The sequence below is a fragment of the Segatella salivae F0493 genome (assembly GCF_000477535.1).
Classification (GTDB): domain Bacteria; phylum Bacteroidota; class Bacteroidia; order Bacteroidales; family Bacteroidaceae; genus Prevotella; species Prevotella salivae.
This window is the reverse complement of record NZ_AWGW01000017.1, coordinates 85,000-102,553: the sequence shown is the minus strand read 5'-3', so window position 1 is coordinate 102,553 and position 17,554 is coordinate 85,000. Positions and strand designations below refer to the sequence as shown.

The window sequence follows — 17,554 nt, the reverse complement described above, 5'->3', positions numbered from 1 at the left end:
TGGCATAAAATTCATGGCGTTGCGTGTTACAAACATACATAAGTTCGGGCACATTCATAGGTAAACCATTATAACATAAATGGTATTGATGACGAATGTCTTTTCGATCTTCGGATAAATGCTATGGTGTGATTATTCATTCTAATGCATTCCACTCCTTCAATGACAACAAACGGTGTAACAAACTGATAATAAGGATGTTGCAATTAGATACAGATTACAAGGTGAAATGAGGCAAATCGTGATGTAAAACAATAGAGATTACGCGATAATATGACGCATTTCACCCAGCCAAACAGAGGTAACCATGCTTGCTATGGCTACAAACGAACGCTTTTACTCATCGTGATAACGGAAGCTTTCCTACAGAAACATTCCAAGACTACACAGAAAGCGTATTCCGTTTTCTACTTCGCTGAATGACGAGGTCATAGAAAACGTGATATAAAGCTTACAATTTTGCAAGCTAATCACAAGTTCTACAAAGGTAAGAAAGATTGCAGATGTGATGTCTCTACAACCCATTTATATCCCTATCCTCCCCATATTGGGGAGGAATGAGGGACGTTTTTAAAGCCGAAATAAATAAACTATTTTTCTTTTTTATATCTCATAAAGAATCGTTTACAGCCGAATTAAATTGCCGAATGGCAGTCGAGACCAAACACATTGGCCACCGCCTTATAGGTAATGCAGCCATTTACAATGTTAACTCCCTTGAGAAGCGCTTCGTCTTCACGGCAAGCCTGCTGCCAACCCTTATCAGCCAAGGCTATAGCATAACGCAAAGTAGCATTTGTTAAGGCCGAAGTTGAGGTATTGGGAACCGCTCCTGGGATGTTCGCCACACAATAATGTATGATGCCATCCACGTCATATACCGGCTCAGAATGAGATGTTGGATGAGATGTTTCGAAGCATCCGCCCTGGTCAATAGCCACATCTGCAAGCACAGCTCCAGGCTTCATGAGTTTCAACATGTCACGAGTGATGAGCTTAGGTGCCTTATCTCCAGGTACAAGAACAGCGCCAATGACAAGATCAGTGACGGGAAGTTGCTGACGAATGTTATAAGATGTCGAATAAAGTGTATGCACATTGGCAGGCAAATCAATGCCCAACCGGCGCAAACGGGGCAGACAAACATCAGCAATAGTAACCTCAGCACCGAGTCCTGCGGCCATTCTTGCGGCAGCTTCTCCCACAGTTCCACCGCCAAGGACAAGCACTCGAGCTGGCAAAACCCCAGGAACGCCACAGATAAGTTTGCCATTTCCGCCCTTCGTTGTTTGCAGATAATGCGCCCCATTGAGTACCGCCATGCGACCAGCAACCTCACTCATCGGCACAAGTAAAGGCAAAGAGCCATCAGAAAGCTGCACCGTTTCGTAAGCAATACACACAGCTTTGCTCTTCATCATAGCCTCGGTGAGTGCTCGATCACAGGCAAAATGGAAGTAAGTGAATACCACTTGGTTCTCACGCACAAGCGAATATTCAGATGGGATAGGCTCTTTCACCTTCAAAATCATGTCTGCCTCGGCATAAACTGCAGCGATATCAGGAAGGATTTTAGCGCCAACCGCCTCATAGTCAGCATCAGAGAAGCCACTATTTTCCCCTGCACTGCGTTGCACATAGACTTCATGTCCGTGCTTAGAAAGTTCACTTACACCCGTAGGAGTCATGCCTACACGGTTCTCATTGTTCTTAATCTCGCGTGGAATTCCAATCTTCATAGCCGTATTCCTTTCGTTATTAAAGTTAATAGTAATAGAATTTTGCAACAAATATAACGATAATTCTAATTGGTTGTTACGCAAAAAGGAAATTTAACAGATAGAAATAACGACACAAAAAAAGCTCGGACATGAAATGATTTCATATCCGAGCTACAACGATTGCTATGCTTTTATCTTATTCTTTCTTCTCTTCGATAGCCTGACGGATTTGTCCTTCAAGCTCATCGCAAAGCTCTGGATTATCTCGAAGCAAGTTCTTTGTGGCGTCACGGCCTTGTGCAAGTTTCGAACTATTATAGCTAAACCAGCTTCCACTCTTTTGAATTATACCATATTCAACGCCAAGATCGAGGATTTCTCCTACCTTACTGATTCCTTCTCCGAATAGAATTTCGAACTCAACCTTGCGGAATGGAGGTGCAACTTTATTCTTTACGACCTTCACTCTCACTTGATTTCCTATGATGTTATCACCGTCTTTAAGACTTGTAACGCGTCGAATGTCGAGACGAACACTACTATAAAACTTAAGTGCATTGCCGCCCGTTGTGGTCTCAGGACTACCAAACATCACGCCAATCTTCTCGCGAAGTTGATTAATAAAGATACAACATGTGTTGGTTTTACTTATCGTTGACGTTAGCTTTCGTAAGGCTTGACTCATCAAACGCGCTTGAAGTCCGACGACATTATCACCCATGTCGCCCTCAATCTCTTTCTTTGGAGTCAGTGCAGCGACTGAATCGACAACGAGAATATCAATTGCACTCGAGCGAATTAGCTCGTCGGCAATCTGTAACGCCTGTTCCCCATTGTCGGGTTGGCTTATCCAAAGGTTGTCAACATCAACCCCAAGTTTCTCTGCATAGAAGCGATCAAAGGCGTGTTCTGCATCAATGAAGGCTGCAATACCGCCCATTTTTTGCGCTTCTGCGATTGCATGTAGCGCCAAAGTAGTCTTTCCTGATGACTCAGGTCCATATATTTCGATGATGCGACCACGTGGATATCCGCCCACACCGAGTGCCACATTGAGTCCTATACTGCCTGAAGGGATGACGTCAACATTTTCAATTTGTTCGTCACCCATACGCATAATAGAACCTTTTCCGAAGTCTTTTTCTATCTTAGACATTGCTGCCTGCAAAGCCTTTAGCTTCTCACTCTGCTGGTTAGCCTCTGTTTCTTTTGCCATATTTGTTAGGATTTATATCATTAAATGAGACAAGCTGTCCCGTATATAGATTAGAGTTCTAAGTCACCATCAAACACTTCATGCCATGGAAGCCCTTGTTTGTTGAGCTCATCCATAAATGGATCGGGGTTGAAGTCCTCTACATTCCACACTCCCGGGCGTTTCCAAATACCCTTTAGGAACATCATTGAGCCAATCATTGCAGGCACTCCAGTCGTATAACTGACTCCCTGCATGCCGGTTTCTCTATATGCTTCCTGATGTTTACAATTGTTATAAACATAATAAGTGCGTTCCTTTCCATCCTTAAGTCCACGGATTCGGCAGCCAATAGAAGTCTCTCCATCATAGTTTTCGCCTAAATCTTGGGGATTAGGTAGCACAGCTTTGAGGAATTGTAAAGGCACAATTTTCACCTTTGCGGTCTTCGTTGGGTCATCAACCAATGGAGCTTCTACCTCAACTTCATCTATTCGAGCCATTCCTATGTTCTGAATCACGTCGAGATAATTAAGATATTGCTGTCCGAAAGTCATCCAAAAGCGAGCTTGTTTTATGGTCGGATAGTTCTTAACTAAAGACTCAAGTTCTTCATGATGCATAAGATAACTGTCGCGAGGACCTATGTTTGGGTACGTAATATCTTGGTGAACAGCTAATGGTTCGGTTTCAATCCATTCGCCCTCTTTATAGTAAAGGCCCTTCTGTGTAATCTCTCTGATGTTGATTTCTGGGTTAAAGTTCGTCGCAAAAGCTTTGTGGTGGTTTCCTGCATTGCAATCAACAATGTCGAGATATTGTATCTCATCGAAGTAATGTTTAGCCGCATAAGCCGTAAATATGCCTGAAACACCGGGGTCAAATCCACAACCTAAGATTGCCGTTAGCCCTGCTTGCTCAAACTTTTCCTTATAAGCCCACTGCCAAGAGTACTCAAAATGTGCCTCATCCTTAGGCTCATAGTTTGCTGTATCAAGATAGTTGCAACCACAAGCCAAGCATGCTTCCATGATGGTTAGGTCCTGATAGGGCAATGCAAGGTTTACAACCAGCTCGGGTTTATAGTCATTGAACAGCACTTTTAGTTGTTCAACATCATCTGCATCGACTTCAGCGGTCTTGATATCCAACTTATATCCTTTCGCATGTATTGCCTGAACGAGTCGATCACACTTAGCTTTGTGGTGACTGGCAATCATCAATTCAGAGAAGATTTCACTGTTCTGTGCCATCTTAAAGGCTGCAACGGTGGCTACACCGCCAGCACCTATCATCAAAATTCTACTCATATCTCTTTATTTTATTTCTTCAGCTTTGATGCCTAATGCGTTCATCAACGAATAGCCTAATATCTCTTGACGGAAGTTTCCGCCTTCCATGGGCTGCATAGCAAATAGCGTTATGCGCTTATTATCATCGTCTACACGTTGCAAAAGATGACGAATGCGGTCATAAGCATCACCATGTTCGCTGTCGGGAACTAACATTATGCGATGCACTTCCTTATGATCAAGGAGTGTGTGGAGCACGTTTTCAAAATATTCTTCCTTACTGATAGCATCGCCTAATGCCACAGAAGTTATCGTGAATTCACCCAAATAGTCATCTGAAAAAGCACGTGCATGGAGGTCATGTTCATAGTTTGACGGCTTGAAATTATCCATTTCTTTATGCTTTTCATCATGAACAAGTACCACTTGAACATCATTTTTCCCTGCACGCACACCGCCATCAAGCGCCATACAGACAGCCCACTGACTCAAATCTGCCTTCGGTAGTGGCCTGCCTATCATGCGTTCAAAGTTCACAATGAGGTCAAATACGACCGAATCTAAGTAATCTGCATCAGCAACGACGATGTTCTCGCTCATTCTAATGCTGTTCTCTGGCTGTGAATTCATGCTACAAAGATAATGTTTTAATTTCAAATTATCGTGGCTAATAATATTTTTTTTCTTAACTTTGCAGTGCTTATACAGAATTAAATATATATAATAAAATGACAACTTTAACTGTTCTAATTATCGTGGTATTTGTAGTTGGCTACATGTTTATTGCCCTTGAAAGTATCACGAAAGTCAACAAGGCTGCTATCGCACTGCTGATGTTCGTGGCATGCTGGACACTTTTCATGGTTAATCCAGGCATTTATCTCCCCGGATTGACTGGTAATGCGCTTACAAATGCTGTGAATGCCGCCATTGAACACCATTTAGGAAGCACCTCAACAACGTTGTTTTTCCTCATGGGGGCAATGACAATTGTTGAGATTGTCGACCAAAACGGGGGATTCAATTGGGTACAAACCCGCATGAGTACTAAGAGTAAACGCTCTCTTTTGTGGAAGATTGCCTTCATGACCTTCTTTTTTTCGGCCATACTTGATAACTTAACAACGGCCATTGTGATGATTATGATTCTGCGAAAGCTTGTTTATGATCACAAAGATCGACTCATATATGCGTCTTTAGTCATTATCGCTGCCAACTCAGGAGGTGCATTTTCGCCCATCGGAGACGTTACAACTATCATGTTATGGAATAAGGGTGTAATCACGGCTTTAGGCGTAATCAGTGAGATTTTCATTCCTTCTGTTATTTCACTCCTTATCCCTATGCTGATACTTCAACAGCAACTTAAGGGTGAACTCAAGCAAGAAAGTTCACAACCTTACGACGTTCGAGATGGTGAAGTGCTTGAATTTACGAGCTCAGAACGCAAGATTATCTTCATCGTTGGCGTGGGAGGACTGATGTTTGTGCCAGTATTCAAGTCGATAACTCACCTGCCCCCATTCGTTGGAATCCTTCTTGTGCTCGGTGTTTTATGGACAGTTACCGAGGTGTTCTACCGCAAATTGCATCGCCATCAGAAAGAAATGACATTCCAAAAGCGTGTTTCCAATCTGCTGAGTCGCATTGATATGACCACCATTTTGTTCTTCCTTGGCATCCTGATGGCCGTGGCTTGTCTCGAAGAAATTGGTGTACTCACTTCTATGGGAGGTGCACTTAACACTATATTTAATAAGAATCATTATCTTGTTACGGGTATTATTGGTATCCTTTCAAGCATCGTTGACAACGTGCCTCTTGTCGCAGGATGTATGGGAATGTATCCCGTTGAAGCGTTAGGTGACATGGCTGTAGATGGTATTTTCTGGCAGTTGTTGGCCTATTGTGCCGGAGTTGGTGGCAGCATTCTCATCATAGGAAGCGCTGCCGGAGTAGTAGTTATGGGATTAGAAAAGATTACTTTCGGTTGGTATATGAAACACATTAGCTGGATAGCTCTGTTAGGTTATCTTGCAGGTATACTGAGTTACTTCATTATTCGCTCAACAATCTTGCCTACAGCACTATAATTTCAACAGATAAAATCATAAGATATCGGTCGCAAACTCATTTGATTTGCGACCGATTTTATTTTGAAAGCATTGATTCATTGCATGTGAAAATAAATAAGTTAATCGAGAGTGTTGTCATTATTGCTATTAAGGAGCAAAAAGATTTACGGCAAACAACGATGTAATTAGGTGCATTTTACCGCGTGAAACGACGCATATCATACGCCAATATGCGTCCAATTACTACGTAAAATGACGCGAATGAGAAACCAATAGGATTTTACCAACAAGAGGATAACATTTATATAAGTAAAACAAATCCATTTTATGAGGTTTTACCCGTTATTTAACTACCAGAAGGAACATTCTTTTTCATGCTATGAATTAAACAAAATCAAATAGAAATCTGATAGAGAATTACGTCAGCCGCCTATTTGATGCACACTGAAAACACCAAGCACCGCGATGCCTTTTGACTGTTTTGCGACTGACAAACGTATGATTTCGGGACATAAAAAAGGTGGTTCGCACGAAGCAAACCACCCATTTATCTTTTTAATTGAAATAGAAGTGCGATTATTCTGCAGCGAGAGTAAAGCGCTTGTAAGCAACAATCTTCAAATCACCTTGCTGCTTCAACCACTCACAAACACTGATTTTATCACCCTCAGAGAACTGGAACTCCTGATCAACCAAGCAGTTGTCTTTGAAGAACTTGTTCAAACGACCCTTTGCAATGTTCTGAATCATCTGCTCATTGAGGCTTGCAGCCTTCTCTTCGCCAACGGTTTTCTTGATTTCTCTGGCTTTATCAGCGTCCTCTTGTGTAAGCCATCCCTTCTTCGTATTACTCTCGATGTGATCTTCTGAGTCTACATGTGCAGGGTTGATACCAGCTTTTTTGAGTGCAGCATTAACTGCTTTCTCAACCATTTCCTCTTTAGTCTTCTCAACAGCAACCTTGAATTCTTCATCCTTTACAGACTGAGGAACAGATGCTTCATCAAGAGCAACAGGCTTCATTGCAGCAACCTGCATTGCAACCTTATGTCCAGCTTCCTCGTTGTTTGCATTGAGTTGAACCATAGTTGCTAAGGTATGACGACCCATGTGGTCATAAACAGAGATGTTATCTCCCTCAAGGAAGTTATAACCGTCTATCTCCATCTTCTCTCCAGTGATACCAGAACGATGCTGAACTGCCGTAGCTGCGTCGTCACCATTAGCCAACTTGAGTGCCTTAACCTCATCAAGAGTCTTGCATTTTGCAGCAACTGCTGCATCAAGTATTTCCTGTGTGAGCTCTATAAAGTCTTTACCTGCAGCCACAAAGTCGGTCTCACACTTAACAGCTACCATGGCAGCAAAGCCTGGAACGCTCTTAACGAGGACACAACCATTTGAAGTTTCGCGGTCAGAACGCTTTGCAGCAATAGCCAAACCACGCTCACGGAGCAGCTCCTTAGCCTTATCAAAGTCACCAGCGGCCTCTGTTAGAGCCTTCTTTACGTCAGCCAAGCCAGCACCAGTCATAGCACGAAGCTTCTTGATATCTTCTATTAAAATACCCATAATCTATTATTTCTTTTATTAATTTGTTTGAAAAAAGAAAAAGGTCTCATTGATAGTGCATAGGGATTTATGGCATCCTACCCTATCAAATAAGACCCTCTATGCGATTACTCAGCCTTTTCAGCCTCAGCTTCTGCAGCAGGAGCTGCTTCTTCCTTACGTGCCTTGCGAGTACGTTTCTTTACTTCAGCAGCCTCTTCTGCCTGTTCAGCGGAAGCCTTTTCATCTGCTTTTTCAGCCTTACGCTCTTCAAGACCCTCAGCAATAGCACCACAAACAGCTGTGAGAATAGTCTCTACGCTGTCCTTAGCGTCATCGTTTGCAGGAATAACGAAGTCGATATTCTTAGGATTTGAGTTTGTATCAACAATACCAAAGACTGGAATTCCAAGACGGTTAGCCTCTTTCACTGCGATGTGCTCTTTCATTACGTCAACAATGAAAAGTGCACTTGGCAGACGAGTCAAGTCAGCAATTGAGCCAAGGTTCTTCTCTAATTTAGCGCGTTGGCGTGTAATCTGCAACAACTCACGCTTAGAAAGGTTAGAGAAAGTACCATCGTTCATCAGCTTGTCGATGTTTGTCATTTTCTTAACTGCCTTACGAATTGTTGGGAAGTTGGTCAACATACCACCTGCCCAGCGCTCGTTTACGTATGGCATATTAACAGATGCGGCCTTATCAGCTACGATATCTTTAGCTTGTTTTTTAGTAGCGACAAACAGAATCTTCTTGCCTGACTTAGCGATTGCCTTTAATGCCTCTGCAGCTTCATCGATTTTAGCAACAGTTTTGTTTAGATCGATGATATGAATACCATTGCGCTCCATGAAGATATAAGGAGCCATAGCTGGATTCCACTTGCGTTTGAGGTGACCAAAGTGGCAACCTGCCTGGAGTAATTGGTCGAAATTTGTTCTTGACATTTCTCTTTTTAATTTTTATTGTTTACTTTCTTTTTTAATTCTTTCAGCCTGCATACCGCATAACGATTATGGATAACAGACCCCTTTTGCTCAGAATCAGCCCGACAGTAATCTGCTTCTGTACTACACAATGAGTGTATCAGTGTGCAGAGTCTGCCTGGTTTAGATACTAAACGAGATTGTTCCTGAATATTGAATCGTTGTTTCTGAATTTTGAATCGTACCAAACGAAAGGCTCTTGTGAGTCATTGTCGCTCAGGATATAAAACAAAACATTCGATGATTTGTATCCAATATCCAAAGAACAAGGCTTAACGCTTGCTGAACTGGAAGCGGCGACGTGCCTTTGGTTGACCTGGTTTCTTACGCTCAACAGCACGACTGTCGCGAGTAAGGAAGCCTGCATCCTTCAAAACTTTCTTGTCTTCAGCGTTCACTTTGACAAGAGCGCGAGCGATAGCAAGGCGTAATGCCTGGCTCTGACCAGTGAAACCACCACCATCAAGGTTTGCCTTTATATCGTATTTACCATCAGCTTCTACCAACATCAATGGCTGTTTAACCACATACTGCAGAATAGCTGAAGGGAAGAATTCTGTTAATTCTTTCTTATTTATAATGATCTTACCGGTACCTTCACAAAGGTAAACACGAGCTACTGCGCTCTTGCGGCGACCAATTGCATTTATTACTTCCATCTTTATCCTTAATTATTTATACTGGTTAATATCGATTGATTTTGGTTTCTGAGCCTCTTTGTTGTGCTCTGCGCCTTCGAATACGTAAAGGTTGTCCATCAATGCGCGACCAAGACGGCCTTTTGGCAACATACCTTTAACCGCATGACGAATCATTTTGTCTACACCATTGGCACGAGTACGTAGCTCTGCGGGTGTATTAAAACGCTGTCCACCTGGGTAACCAGTATAACGTGTGTAAACCTTATCAGTCTCTTTCTTACCTGAGAAGACTACCTTTGCGGCGTTGATAATGATTACATTGTCTCCACAATCTACGTTAGGAGTGAAGTTTGGTTTGTACTTTCCGCGGAGAAGTTTAGCTACTTTAGAGCAAAAACGACCTACAATCTGATCGCTGGCATCAACAACCACCCACTCTTTCTTAGCTGTTTCCTTGTTTGCGGAAATAGTTTTGTAACTTAAAGTGTCCATTTTTAAAACTTAATTTAACTACTAAAAAACTTATAAATCAATCAATGATAACAGAAACCTCGCGGCGCCTCCAGTCTAAAAGAGACCATCCACAGCTTTACGTTCTGTTGTTTAACAGATTCACTAACCGCCTAATCTGGCCAAAGAAAAGGCTATTAACACTGCTAAACTACTGGGAATTCCAAGCGCTCTCCCAGTAATCGGTTTGCAAAGATACATATTTTATAGGAAGAATCGAAAAGCATTAGCAGACAAAAGCATTCTGGTTACGAATATTTAACAATATTATTAATTATTAATATTATTCATTTCGTGAAATCAGTCCCTACAACCCAAGATACATTATGAATCATAAAAGTAGATAAAATAAAACGAGTTAAGAAGTCACCCTTTAGTCTACATTGTCCCGACTCTAATGAAGAGGACAACAATTTGCTTTAGCTAACAAAATAGAGGAATACACTTTCGTGCATTCCTCATAACAAAACATGCCTTAATTATTGTTGAACACCAGACAAAAGCCCTTTATTCAACATCAAGTTCGCACCTTAATCTACGAACAGAATCAATTAAGCTTGCGACTCATTTTCTATATTTTCGGCAGCAACTTCTTCCTTTCCACGACGCACATTGCCACTGAAGGTGACAAAATAAAAACCTTTTCGTGGAGTCCACTCCATGCAAAACAGTTCTGAAGGACTCTTAAAGCCATTACTCTTGATATAGCGTAACACCCACTCACGCGTCTTATTACATTGCAAAAGCGTTCTCTCCACAATCTCACCATTATTGACAAGCAAGTGAGAATAAGCCGTTCTACCTGGCGGAAGCACTGTCACTGCACCATTAGTCTCAAATAAAACATCATCAACATCAAACATAGAGAAGATTCCTTTCTGCCGTAACAGCATGCGAAATTGCTCCATTTCCAAGCTGTTTCGCTTGAAAGCTTTGAAGTTTATATAGCCATCTCTCACGAGATATGAACTTTCTCCTTTAATCAGATGACGCAAACGGGCTGAGCGCATACAAACTCTGACAAACATATTAAAGGCAGTCCACACGGCCAAAGCAAACAAAATATGCCACATAGACATATCAGGATTGTAAAGAACACCACCGACTAAGGCACCAATAACGAATGCACTTACAGTGTCAAGCGGTGTAATTTGTGCCATCTGTGCCTTGCCTGCAATACGTAAAAACACAAGAATGCCAATCATACCCGTAACGAGTTTCAAGGCAATTGCAATGTAGGGTTGTAATTGTTCCACCATATTCTTTGAAAATAAATAAATATTTTAAGATGATTCTCTAATTATTTCATATTACGAAAACTATCGGGTACCAACATCACCAAAATGTAATCATCCATAGAAATCGATGACAAAGTTAATTTTTCTCCTTGAGATATACAAAAAATTCGAAAAGAAATATGATTCAAAGAATTATTTTCTATCTTTGCATTAATCATATATTACGTTATGAAACTCAAGCATTTAGCCCTTTTTCCTATTATTATCACAACACTCTTCGGCTGTCATCAATCGAAGATTCCTTTCTTACAAGCTCTCGATATCAATGCTGACAGCCTGCTAATGGATTCTATTCCCCAGCCTTTAACCGACGATTTACGCGGCCTTTGGCTTACGGGTGCACAGGTGATGCAATTGAAAGGCAACGCCATTGATAGCTTTCCAGATCGCATTTTATCGGTTCAACGCTTCGCGAATGACTATGCTTTGGCTTTCGCTTATCAAGGAATGGTAGAGCTATATTTATATAATGCTGAAGGAAAGAGGCTCGATCGTGTTGAACTCGGCTATTGGAATGAACCCATAAAACCCTCAACCCTCCAACCGAAAGTTGTCAAACTATCTGTCTATATTGATAGTCTTACAGCAACATACGGCCGATATCATCGTGTGGATGAACGGCATTTTGAAGTTTATTGTACTACAAAAGACGACACCATCTGCTGGAAATATGTAGTTGAAAACCATCACTTCAAGTTACTCAAACGCACTGCCAATCATCCCGTAGCTACGCCTTCACGCGACATTTCCGCTTATCCCTGGTCACAAACCTATGAAGTTTGTCCTCTTATAAACAACTCTCGGGAAATCTTACCAACAGGAATGTTGTGCCGATTAGAAACACCCGGTGGCCATTTTTCCTACGAATATCTACGCAAACAACGTGACATGGGCGCTTATTGGCAGTGGATTTATGACCACCGTGGGCATGAACGACTCTCTAATAAAATACGCGACAATTACTATTGGGCTATGCATTACAAAGACAAGAAGCGCCAATTACCACGTGAAATGATTGAAAACGACATCCAAAAAGTAAGGAACAAACAGGCAAAAGCTTATCTTTTAAAACTTGTCAGAAGCTGGAACAACAACCCGTATAACGCTGAATAAAATGCCACATGAATCATTTCTTTAAGTTGCGCCCCACGAATTAGCCATAACTTCTGCCCTACAAGCACAATCCACCCTTACACATGAGCACCCCACCATATGCGCTATTGCTCTCAAACAACAATCATCTACAAACTACATCTATAACTATTATGGATTAAAATGCAAAGGCTTGCATCATGACGAACCTTGACCAACAAAACAAAGTTTCACCTATACCTTATATATATAGGGGCAGTTATACGATGAAGAAACACTAATACGAACAACTATCAACATTCACCATTTCACCAGGTGCATAAAAACAAAGTACCGAACCATGCACATCGACACGTTTCGGTACTCATCTTTTGTTGTGTTTCAGCCTTACCTCATTGCCAAGCAAGCCTAAAACTCTTTATTATTTATTTGCTTTCAGTTTTTTACTACTTAGCTTATTCCTTGCAGCAAGCCTTCTTAGCTTCCTTCTTGCAGCACTTCTTAGCTTCAGGTTTGCTTTCCTTGCAGCAAGCTTTCTTTGCTTTGCAATCTTTCTGGCAGTCTTTCTGGCAGTCTTTCTTTACATCATTTTTAAGCTTCTTCACCTCATTCTTTGTGCCGTTATAAGCCTTCTTAGCTGCATCACCGATTTCTTCGCCAGTCTTCTTTGCATCAGACTTAAACTGCTTTGCATCCTTCTTAACTTGTTCTTTTACTTCTTTTTCTACGGTTTTAACCTTCTGTGCGTTTGCAATACCAAATGAAGCTAATGCTAAAACTGCGCATAATACAATCTTTTTCATACTCATTTCTTTTATATTTAACGCTTGCAAATATACAGTTATTCATCTAAATAACAAAGAAAATATAAGGAAATTCGCAATTTTAACGCTATTTTTGAATTACACTTCGTATTAAAAACCATAAATGAAAGATTAACGTTGTGAGTAAACCATAATGAGATTGCATCACATGGAAACGTTCTTTAAGCGATGCTTTGTGGTTTTTGACACTCAGTCCCCCGTCAAGATAGTTAGCAATTACAGCGTTAACATTGCGCAAAGTCATGTGCTGTTGGCCTGCCTTTTTCATCACTTTAATACACCAATCCACATCTGCTGAGTACTTATAATGCGTGTCGTAAGGAATAGATTTGGCTATATCCGCACGCACATAAAACGCTTGATGACACACTAACATGCCGTTACGGAACGAACGCCAAGTAAGTTTTCGTGGAGGGGATAGACGGCGACGGCGCAGAAAACGACCTGTATCATCGACAATATCTGTATCACCATAGAGCACACCGGGATGCGCTTCACCCTCTCCAACGCATCCCGCGATATGCTCAAGGGTATCAGTCGAAGGAAAGGTATCACCTGCATTAAGAAACACAACATAATTTCCCGTGGCCTTTTCCAGGCCTTTATTCATTGCATCATACAGTCCTTTGTCTGGTTCAGAGACAAAAACAACACGATGCATACAATCTTCATTGTCATCATTGGCTTGGATATAACGCTCCACAATGTCTTTTGTTCCATCCGTAGAAGCACCATCTATGATAATATGTTCAACGTGACGATAGCGCTGATGCAGTACACTTTCGAGCGTTTTTGGTAGTTCTGATGCAGCCTGATAAGTGCAAGTAATAATAGAAAAGCGTATCATAAGTGAAAGTTTTTAAGTGCAATGGCCTCATTATAGACTTCAATATACTTCATTGCCACGGCATGTTGCGAATAGTTTGTAACGACCTTGTGCACCGCTTCACGGCTCAAAGCGTCATAATCTGCCTCATAAAGCACCCAATATAGCCCTTTGGCAAGGTCGTCAACATCGCGATATGCTGCCACATATCCATTTTTCTTATGGTCTATTTCTTCGGGAATTCCACCAACATTAAAGCCAACAGAGGGCACTCCGCAAGCCATTGCTTCCATTATTGTGTTAGGAAGATTCTCGGAAAGTGAGGGTAACACAAACACATCGGCAGCGTTATAGATATCTACAAGCTGTCGAGTGTCATTCACATATCCTAATTTTCCCGTGCAGAAATCAAAGACATCACCAATATTTCCCTTACCTCCGCCGAGCACAGCAACAAAGGTTTTATGCACGATTTCCGGGTGTTCAGCCGCCATTTTGTGGCAGGCTTCAATAAGATAAAATATCCCTTTGTTTTCGTTTATTATGCGTTGGGCTGCAAAAAGAATCACCTTCATGTCTTGAGGTATCCTTGCACGCTGGCGAGCTAACTTGCGATCAATAGGTCGAAAGACATGTGTATCAATGGGATTTGGTATCGAACAAATCGGCTGCCCATACAGAATGGCACTCTTTTTAGCCTCCTTTTCCAACCATTTACTACAGGTTACGAATGAGATTGTACGTCTATTCAACAAACTTTTCTTGCGTTTGAAAACCTGATATGACAGGTCATGCACAGAACCTCCATGGGGAAGGAGGCGACAATAGCCACAAGAGGTTTGATAACGACGGCAGTTTAATGCAACATGACAAATGCCAGTAGCCGGCCAAATATCGTGCATCGTCCACACCACGGGCTTACCGCTATCGAGTATTTTGCGTATATCTTTAAGAGAAAGCATCCCTTGATTAATCCACGAAAGATGGATAACATCGGCTTCTTTGAATTCAGGCAGCCGCGTAACATCCGTTCCTGTGTTGGCCATATCTATCTCAAAGAGATGCGTCCGCTTGAAATGTAGGTGACAAAACAAGCACCAACGCTCCCAAAGAAAACGCCAATAGTTGAGCAATTTGTGTTTAAGTCCAACTACTGTAATATCATCTGTGAGCTTATCGCGCACCAACATCTTGGCTTTTACGCCATTGTTGTTGAGCGCATCCATTAGGCGATTGGCCGCAACAGCAGCCCCGCCGGTATGCTCACTCGTATTTATAATCAATACTCTCATTCTCGTTTTACTTACTTTCTGCAAAGATACGTAAAAACTAAAAAAGCAAAAAGGTTAATGCTTAAAAAGTAATCTCAAGACGCTTTGACTGTCCACGCATCACACTTCTTCCCTATGTTCAAACACAAAAATTACACCTTATTATATATAGGCACCTGAACAACATCATAAACAAATCGTTTTGACAACACCAACCACTAAGCATAAAACAACAAAACCTATGAAATCAAAACACCATTACCCAACAAGAAATAGATATAAAAAGGCTTTCAATGATGTATTTTCATACAATATCCAATGTAAACAAACACGAAGAAAACAGAAAACTGCATGTGTGTACGAACACAATACGTTGATTTAGGTCAAGAAAACACGTCAGATTGCATGAAAATCACACGTAAAGTTGCAACATGAGATTAATCTTTCTACCTTTGCATCATCAAAAGGTTAATAGATTGTTTAGGTTAGTAGTAATAGATTTTAGGTTTTAGTTATTAGGTTTAAGGTAATTTTTAACAGATTGTTTCGTAGATAACAATGGAGACCGTGAGGTTACCATTTGTTTAGAAAGGTTTTTAGTTAGAAATAGATGAGGTCGAAGCTCGGGTTAGAGTTTCGGCTTTTTCGTTTCTTGTTGGTTAGGTATGAAAACCTTGATTGACTGAAAACCCATCCTACATTCATTTTTTTCTATTCATCATTTCAAAGTTTTCATAAATCGATAGACAATCAAACAGAAATGATTATCTTTGTGATTGATAAACAAACAAACGCTATGGCAAACGAGATTAAACTTGGAGAATATAATGTTTTACGCGTAAAAGAGGTGGCACGTCGCGAAGGATTTGGTGAAGTTTTCGGGCTTTACATGGACGGAGGACGTGAAGGTGAGATACTGATGCCCCAGAAATACGTTCCTGAAGGGGCTAAACCTGGCGACGAAATTGAATGTTTCATCTACTTAGATCAAGACGAACGCCCCATCGCAACGACTGAAAAGCCATTGGCAAAAGTGGGAGATTTCGCCTACTTGGAATGCGCTTGGGTCAATGAATACGGCGCTTTTCTGAACTGGGGGCTAACCAAAGACCTCTTTTGTCCATTCCGCGAACAGAAAAAACGCATGGAGATTGGCGACAGTTATATCGTATATGTGCACATTGACGAAGAGAGTTATCGCATCGTTGCCAGTGCAAAGGTGGAGCATTTTCTCGGTAATGACGTTACAAAAGCAGGCTTTAAACGCAATCAAGAAGTAGAGATTCTCATCTGGCAAAAGACTGATTTGGGCTTCAAAGCCATTGTAAACAATCAATATCCGGGCCTTGTTTATCAAAACCAAGTTTACAAATATGTGCACACAGGCGACCGAATGAAGGCATACATCCACAATGTTCGACCCGACGGAAAACTTGATCTAACCCTTCAACCTACAGGAATGGCAGCCGCAGAAGACTTTTCTGCCACGCTATTTCAATATCTTCAAGACAATAACGGCTATTGCGTATTGGGCGACAAGAGCAGTCCTGACGACATCAAACATCAGTTTCAGGTGAGCAAAAAGGTATTCAAAAAAGCCATTGGAGAGCTATATAAGCAACGGAAAATAAGGATTGAAGACGATGGAATATACTTGGTGAGGGAGTAATATTGTAAATATTAATCGCTAATATTTAACACTTCATTTCTTCATCAAAGAGAAACAAAAACATCGTTTTTCTATTATCGTCCTCCATTTTACCCAAGATTACCTGCCTATTTCATCGTATTAGCAACGCAAAGTGTGTCATTTCATCTTGCTAAATGACACATAAGGCAGGGTAAAATATAGGAGAACACTTGATAAAACAAGCCTTTTCATTCCCAAATCTGCCTCTTCTTACAGCTTAATCCTTCCTATTTTCCAACATCATTTCTTTTGTTTTTTATAACTATTTGAAAGTCATTAAATTACAAACAGGTAAAAAATAGAGCCGTTTTCCATCTAAAAAGGATTTGAGATTCAAATTTTGTCATTCTCCGAAACACTTTGTTTGCATTTTTCATAAACAATAAATTATAGGTCACATTGTGCAATTATAAGTGCTTATCAGTATCAGAATGTTAAACAAACCATTATGATTCTTTGCATAAAATCAATGCCTATAGCTTCGCCTTTTAGTACATTTGTCTCCCCCATCCCAATCCAATAGCATACAGCAAAAGGCCAAGTAGGTTTTGTTTTCAGCCTTTTTGTATCGCTTCAATCACG

15 protein-coding genes are annotated in these 17,554 nt (G+C 41.1%); 3 read left to right on the top strand and 12 right to left on the bottom strand.

The window, feature by feature from the left end:
* Nucleotides 1–635: 635 nt before the first annotated feature.
* From ald to HMPREF9145_RS05805, 4 genes are all read right to left on the bottom strand, one after another.
* A complete protein-coding gene (gene ald, locus HMPREF9145_RS05820) occupies nt 636–1,739 on the bottom strand; it encodes an alanine dehydrogenase (protein ID WP_021825444.1) in 1,104 nt (367 codons plus the stop codon).
* Between the two features lie 178 nt (nt 1,740–1,917).
* Nucleotides 1,918–2,937 (bottom strand): recombinase RecA, encoded by a 1,020-nt coding sequence (recA, locus tag HMPREF9145_RS05815; protein WP_007135308.1) that lies wholly within the window; start codon nt 2,935–2,937, stop codon nt 1,918–1,920.
* A 50-nt stretch (nt 2,938–2,987) separates the two neighbouring features.
* On the bottom strand, nt 2,988–4,226 hold the full coding sequence (locus HMPREF9145_RS05810) for a saccharopine dehydrogenase family protein (protein WP_021825441.1): 1,239 nt from the start codon (nt 4,224–4,226) through the stop codon (nt 2,988–2,990).
* Nucleotides 4,227–4,232: 6 nt separating this feature from the next.
* On the bottom strand, nt 4,233–4,838 hold the full coding sequence (locus HMPREF9145_RS05805) for a DUF6621 family protein (RefSeq protein WP_036906786.1): 606 nt from the start codon (nt 4,836–4,838) through the stop codon (nt 4,233–4,235).
* A gap of 98 nt (nt 4,839–4,936) precedes the next feature.
* Between HMPREF9145_RS05805 and nhaD the strand changes: the two genes are divergently transcribed.
* Nucleotides 4,937–6,301: a sodium:proton antiporter NhaD gene (gene nhaD / locus HMPREF9145_RS05800; protein WP_021825368.1), complete on the top strand. Its 1,365-nt coding sequence runs from the start codon at nt 4,937–4,939 to the stop codon at nt 6,299–6,301.
* 558 nt (nt 6,302–6,859) lie between these two features.
* Here the strand turns inward: nhaD and tsf are convergent.
* The 5 genes from tsf to HMPREF9145_RS05775 all read right to left on the bottom strand — a co-directional run bounded on the left by tsf (nt 6,860) and on the right by HMPREF9145_RS05775 (nt 11,230).
* Nucleotides 6,860–7,855 carry a translation elongation factor Ts gene (gene tsf, locus HMPREF9145_RS05795; protein ID WP_021825376.1) on the bottom strand — a complete coding sequence of 332 codons (996 nt, stop codon included), beginning with the start codon at nt 7,853–7,855 and terminating at the stop codon, nt 6,860–6,862.
* A 107-nt stretch (nt 7,856–7,962) separates the two neighbouring features.
* Nucleotides 7,963–8,781, bottom strand: a complete 819-nt coding sequence (gene rpsB / locus HMPREF9145_RS05790) for a 30S ribosomal protein S2 (RefSeq protein ID WP_021825406.1) — start codon at nt 8,779–8,781, stop codon at nt 7,963–7,965.
* A gap of 311 nt (nt 8,782–9,092) precedes the next feature.
* Nucleotides 9,093–9,479, bottom strand: coding sequence for a 30S ribosomal protein S9 (gene rpsI / locus HMPREF9145_RS05785; RefSeq protein WP_007135299.1), 387 nt, complete (start codon nt 9,477–9,479; stop codon nt 9,093–9,095).
* A gap of 12 nt (nt 9,480–9,491) precedes the next feature.
* A complete protein-coding gene (gene rplM / locus HMPREF9145_RS05780; RefSeq protein ID WP_007135298.1) occupies nt 9,492–9,953 on the bottom strand; it encodes a 50S ribosomal protein L13 in 462 nt (153 codons plus the stop codon).
* Between the two features lie 569 nt (nt 9,954–10,522).
* Complete coding sequence (locus tag HMPREF9145_RS05775) at nt 10,523–11,230, bottom strand: DUF421 domain-containing protein (protein WP_036906781.1); 708 nt, start codon at nt 11,228–11,230, stop codon at nt 10,523–10,525.
* Nucleotides 11,231–11,437: 207 nt separating this feature from the next.
* On the opposite strand from HMPREF9145_RS05775, the gene HMPREF9145_RS05770 reads away from it, so the two are divergent.
* Nucleotides 11,438–12,382 (top strand): hypothetical protein, encoded by a 945-nt coding sequence (locus HMPREF9145_RS05770; RefSeq protein ID WP_021825370.1) that lies wholly within the window; start codon nt 11,438–11,440, stop codon nt 12,380–12,382.
* A 434-nt stretch (nt 12,383–12,816) separates the two neighbouring features.
* On the opposite strand, the gene HMPREF9145_RS05765 is transcribed toward HMPREF9145_RS05770, so the two are convergent.
* From HMPREF9145_RS05765 to HMPREF9145_RS05755, 3 genes are all read right to left on the bottom strand, one after another.
* Nucleotides 12,817–13,164, bottom strand: coding sequence for a hypothetical protein (locus tag HMPREF9145_RS05765; protein WP_021825365.1), 348 nt, complete (start codon nt 13,162–13,164; stop codon nt 12,817–12,819).
* Nucleotides 13,165–13,252: 88 nt separating this feature from the next.
* Nucleotides 13,253–14,032 carry a glycosyltransferase family 2 protein gene (locus HMPREF9145_RS05760; protein ID WP_021825369.1) on the bottom strand — a complete coding sequence of 260 codons (780 nt, stop codon included), beginning with the start codon at nt 14,030–14,032 and terminating at the stop codon, nt 13,253–13,255.
* Entirely contained in the window at nt 14,029–15,303 is a 1,275-nt protein-coding gene (locus tag HMPREF9145_RS05755; RefSeq protein ID WP_021825404.1) for a glycosyltransferase family 4 protein, read from the bottom strand. The genes HMPREF9145_RS05760 and HMPREF9145_RS05755 overlap by 4 nt, the downstream gene beginning before the upstream one ends.
* Before the next feature lie 775 nt (nt 15,304–16,078).
* Here HMPREF9145_RS05755 and HMPREF9145_RS05750 point away from each other — a divergent pair.
* Entirely contained in the window at nt 16,079–16,951 is an 873-nt protein-coding gene (locus HMPREF9145_RS05750; RefSeq protein WP_036906810.1) for a CvfB family protein, read from the top strand.
* The last annotated feature ends 603 nt before the right edge of the window (nt 16,952–17,554 follow it).

What these genes read in the sequence shown, in the direction of transcription:
- ald (WP_021825444.1), bottom strand. Translation starts at nt 1,739, where the DNA reads ATGAAGATTGGAATTCCACGCGAGATTAAGAACAATGAGAACCGTGTA.
- recA (WP_007135308.1), bottom strand. Translation starts at nt 2,937, where the DNA reads ATGGCAAAAGAAACAGAGGCTAACCAGCAGAGTGAGAAGCTAAAGGCT.
- HMPREF9145_RS05810 (WP_021825441.1), bottom strand. Translation starts at nt 4,226, where the DNA reads ATGAGTAGAATTTTGATGATAGGTGCTGGCGGTGTAGCCACCGTTGCA.
- HMPREF9145_RS05805 (WP_036906786.1), bottom strand. Translation starts at nt 4,838, where the DNA reads ATGAATTCACAGCCAGAGAACAGCATTAGAATGAGCGAGAACATCGTC.
- nhaD (WP_021825368.1), top strand. Translation starts at nt 4,937, where the DNA reads ATGACAACTTTAACTGTTCTAATTATCGTGGTATTTGTAGTTGGCTAC.
- tsf (WP_021825376.1), bottom strand. Translation starts at nt 7,855, where the DNA reads ATGGGTATTTTAATAGAAGATATCAAGAAGCTTCGTGCTATGACTGGT.
- rpsB (WP_021825406.1), bottom strand. Translation starts at nt 8,781, where the DNA reads ATGTCAAGAACAAATTTCGACCAATTACTCCAGGCAGGTTGCCACTTT.
- rpsI (WP_007135299.1), bottom strand. Translation starts at nt 9,479, where the DNA reads ATGGAAGTAATAAATGCAATTGGTCGCCGCAAGAGCGCAGTAGCTCGT.
- rplM (WP_007135298.1), bottom strand. Translation starts at nt 9,953, where the DNA reads ATGGACACTTTAAGTTACAAAACTATTTCCGCAAACAAGGAAACAGCT.
- HMPREF9145_RS05775 (WP_036906781.1), bottom strand. Translation starts at nt 11,230, where the DNA reads ATGGTGGAACAATTACAACCCTACATTGCAATTGCCTTGAAACTCGTT.
- HMPREF9145_RS05770 (WP_021825370.1), top strand. Translation starts at nt 11,438, where the DNA reads ATGAAACTCAAGCATTTAGCCCTTTTTCCTATTATTATCACAACACTC.
- HMPREF9145_RS05765 (WP_021825365.1), bottom strand. Translation starts at nt 13,164, where the DNA reads ATGAAAAAGATTGTATTATGCGCAGTTTTAGCATTAGCTTCATTTGGT.
- HMPREF9145_RS05760 (WP_021825369.1), bottom strand. Translation starts at nt 14,032, where the DNA reads ATGATACGCTTTTCTATTATTACTTGCACTTATCAGGCTGCATCAGAA.
- HMPREF9145_RS05755 (WP_021825404.1), bottom strand. Translation starts at nt 15,303, where the DNA reads ATGAGAGTATTGATTATAAATACGAGTGAGCATACCGGCGGGGCTGCT.
- HMPREF9145_RS05750 (WP_036906810.1), top strand. Translation starts at nt 16,079, where the DNA reads ATGGCAAACGAGATTAAACTTGGAGAATATAATGTTTTACGCGTAAAA.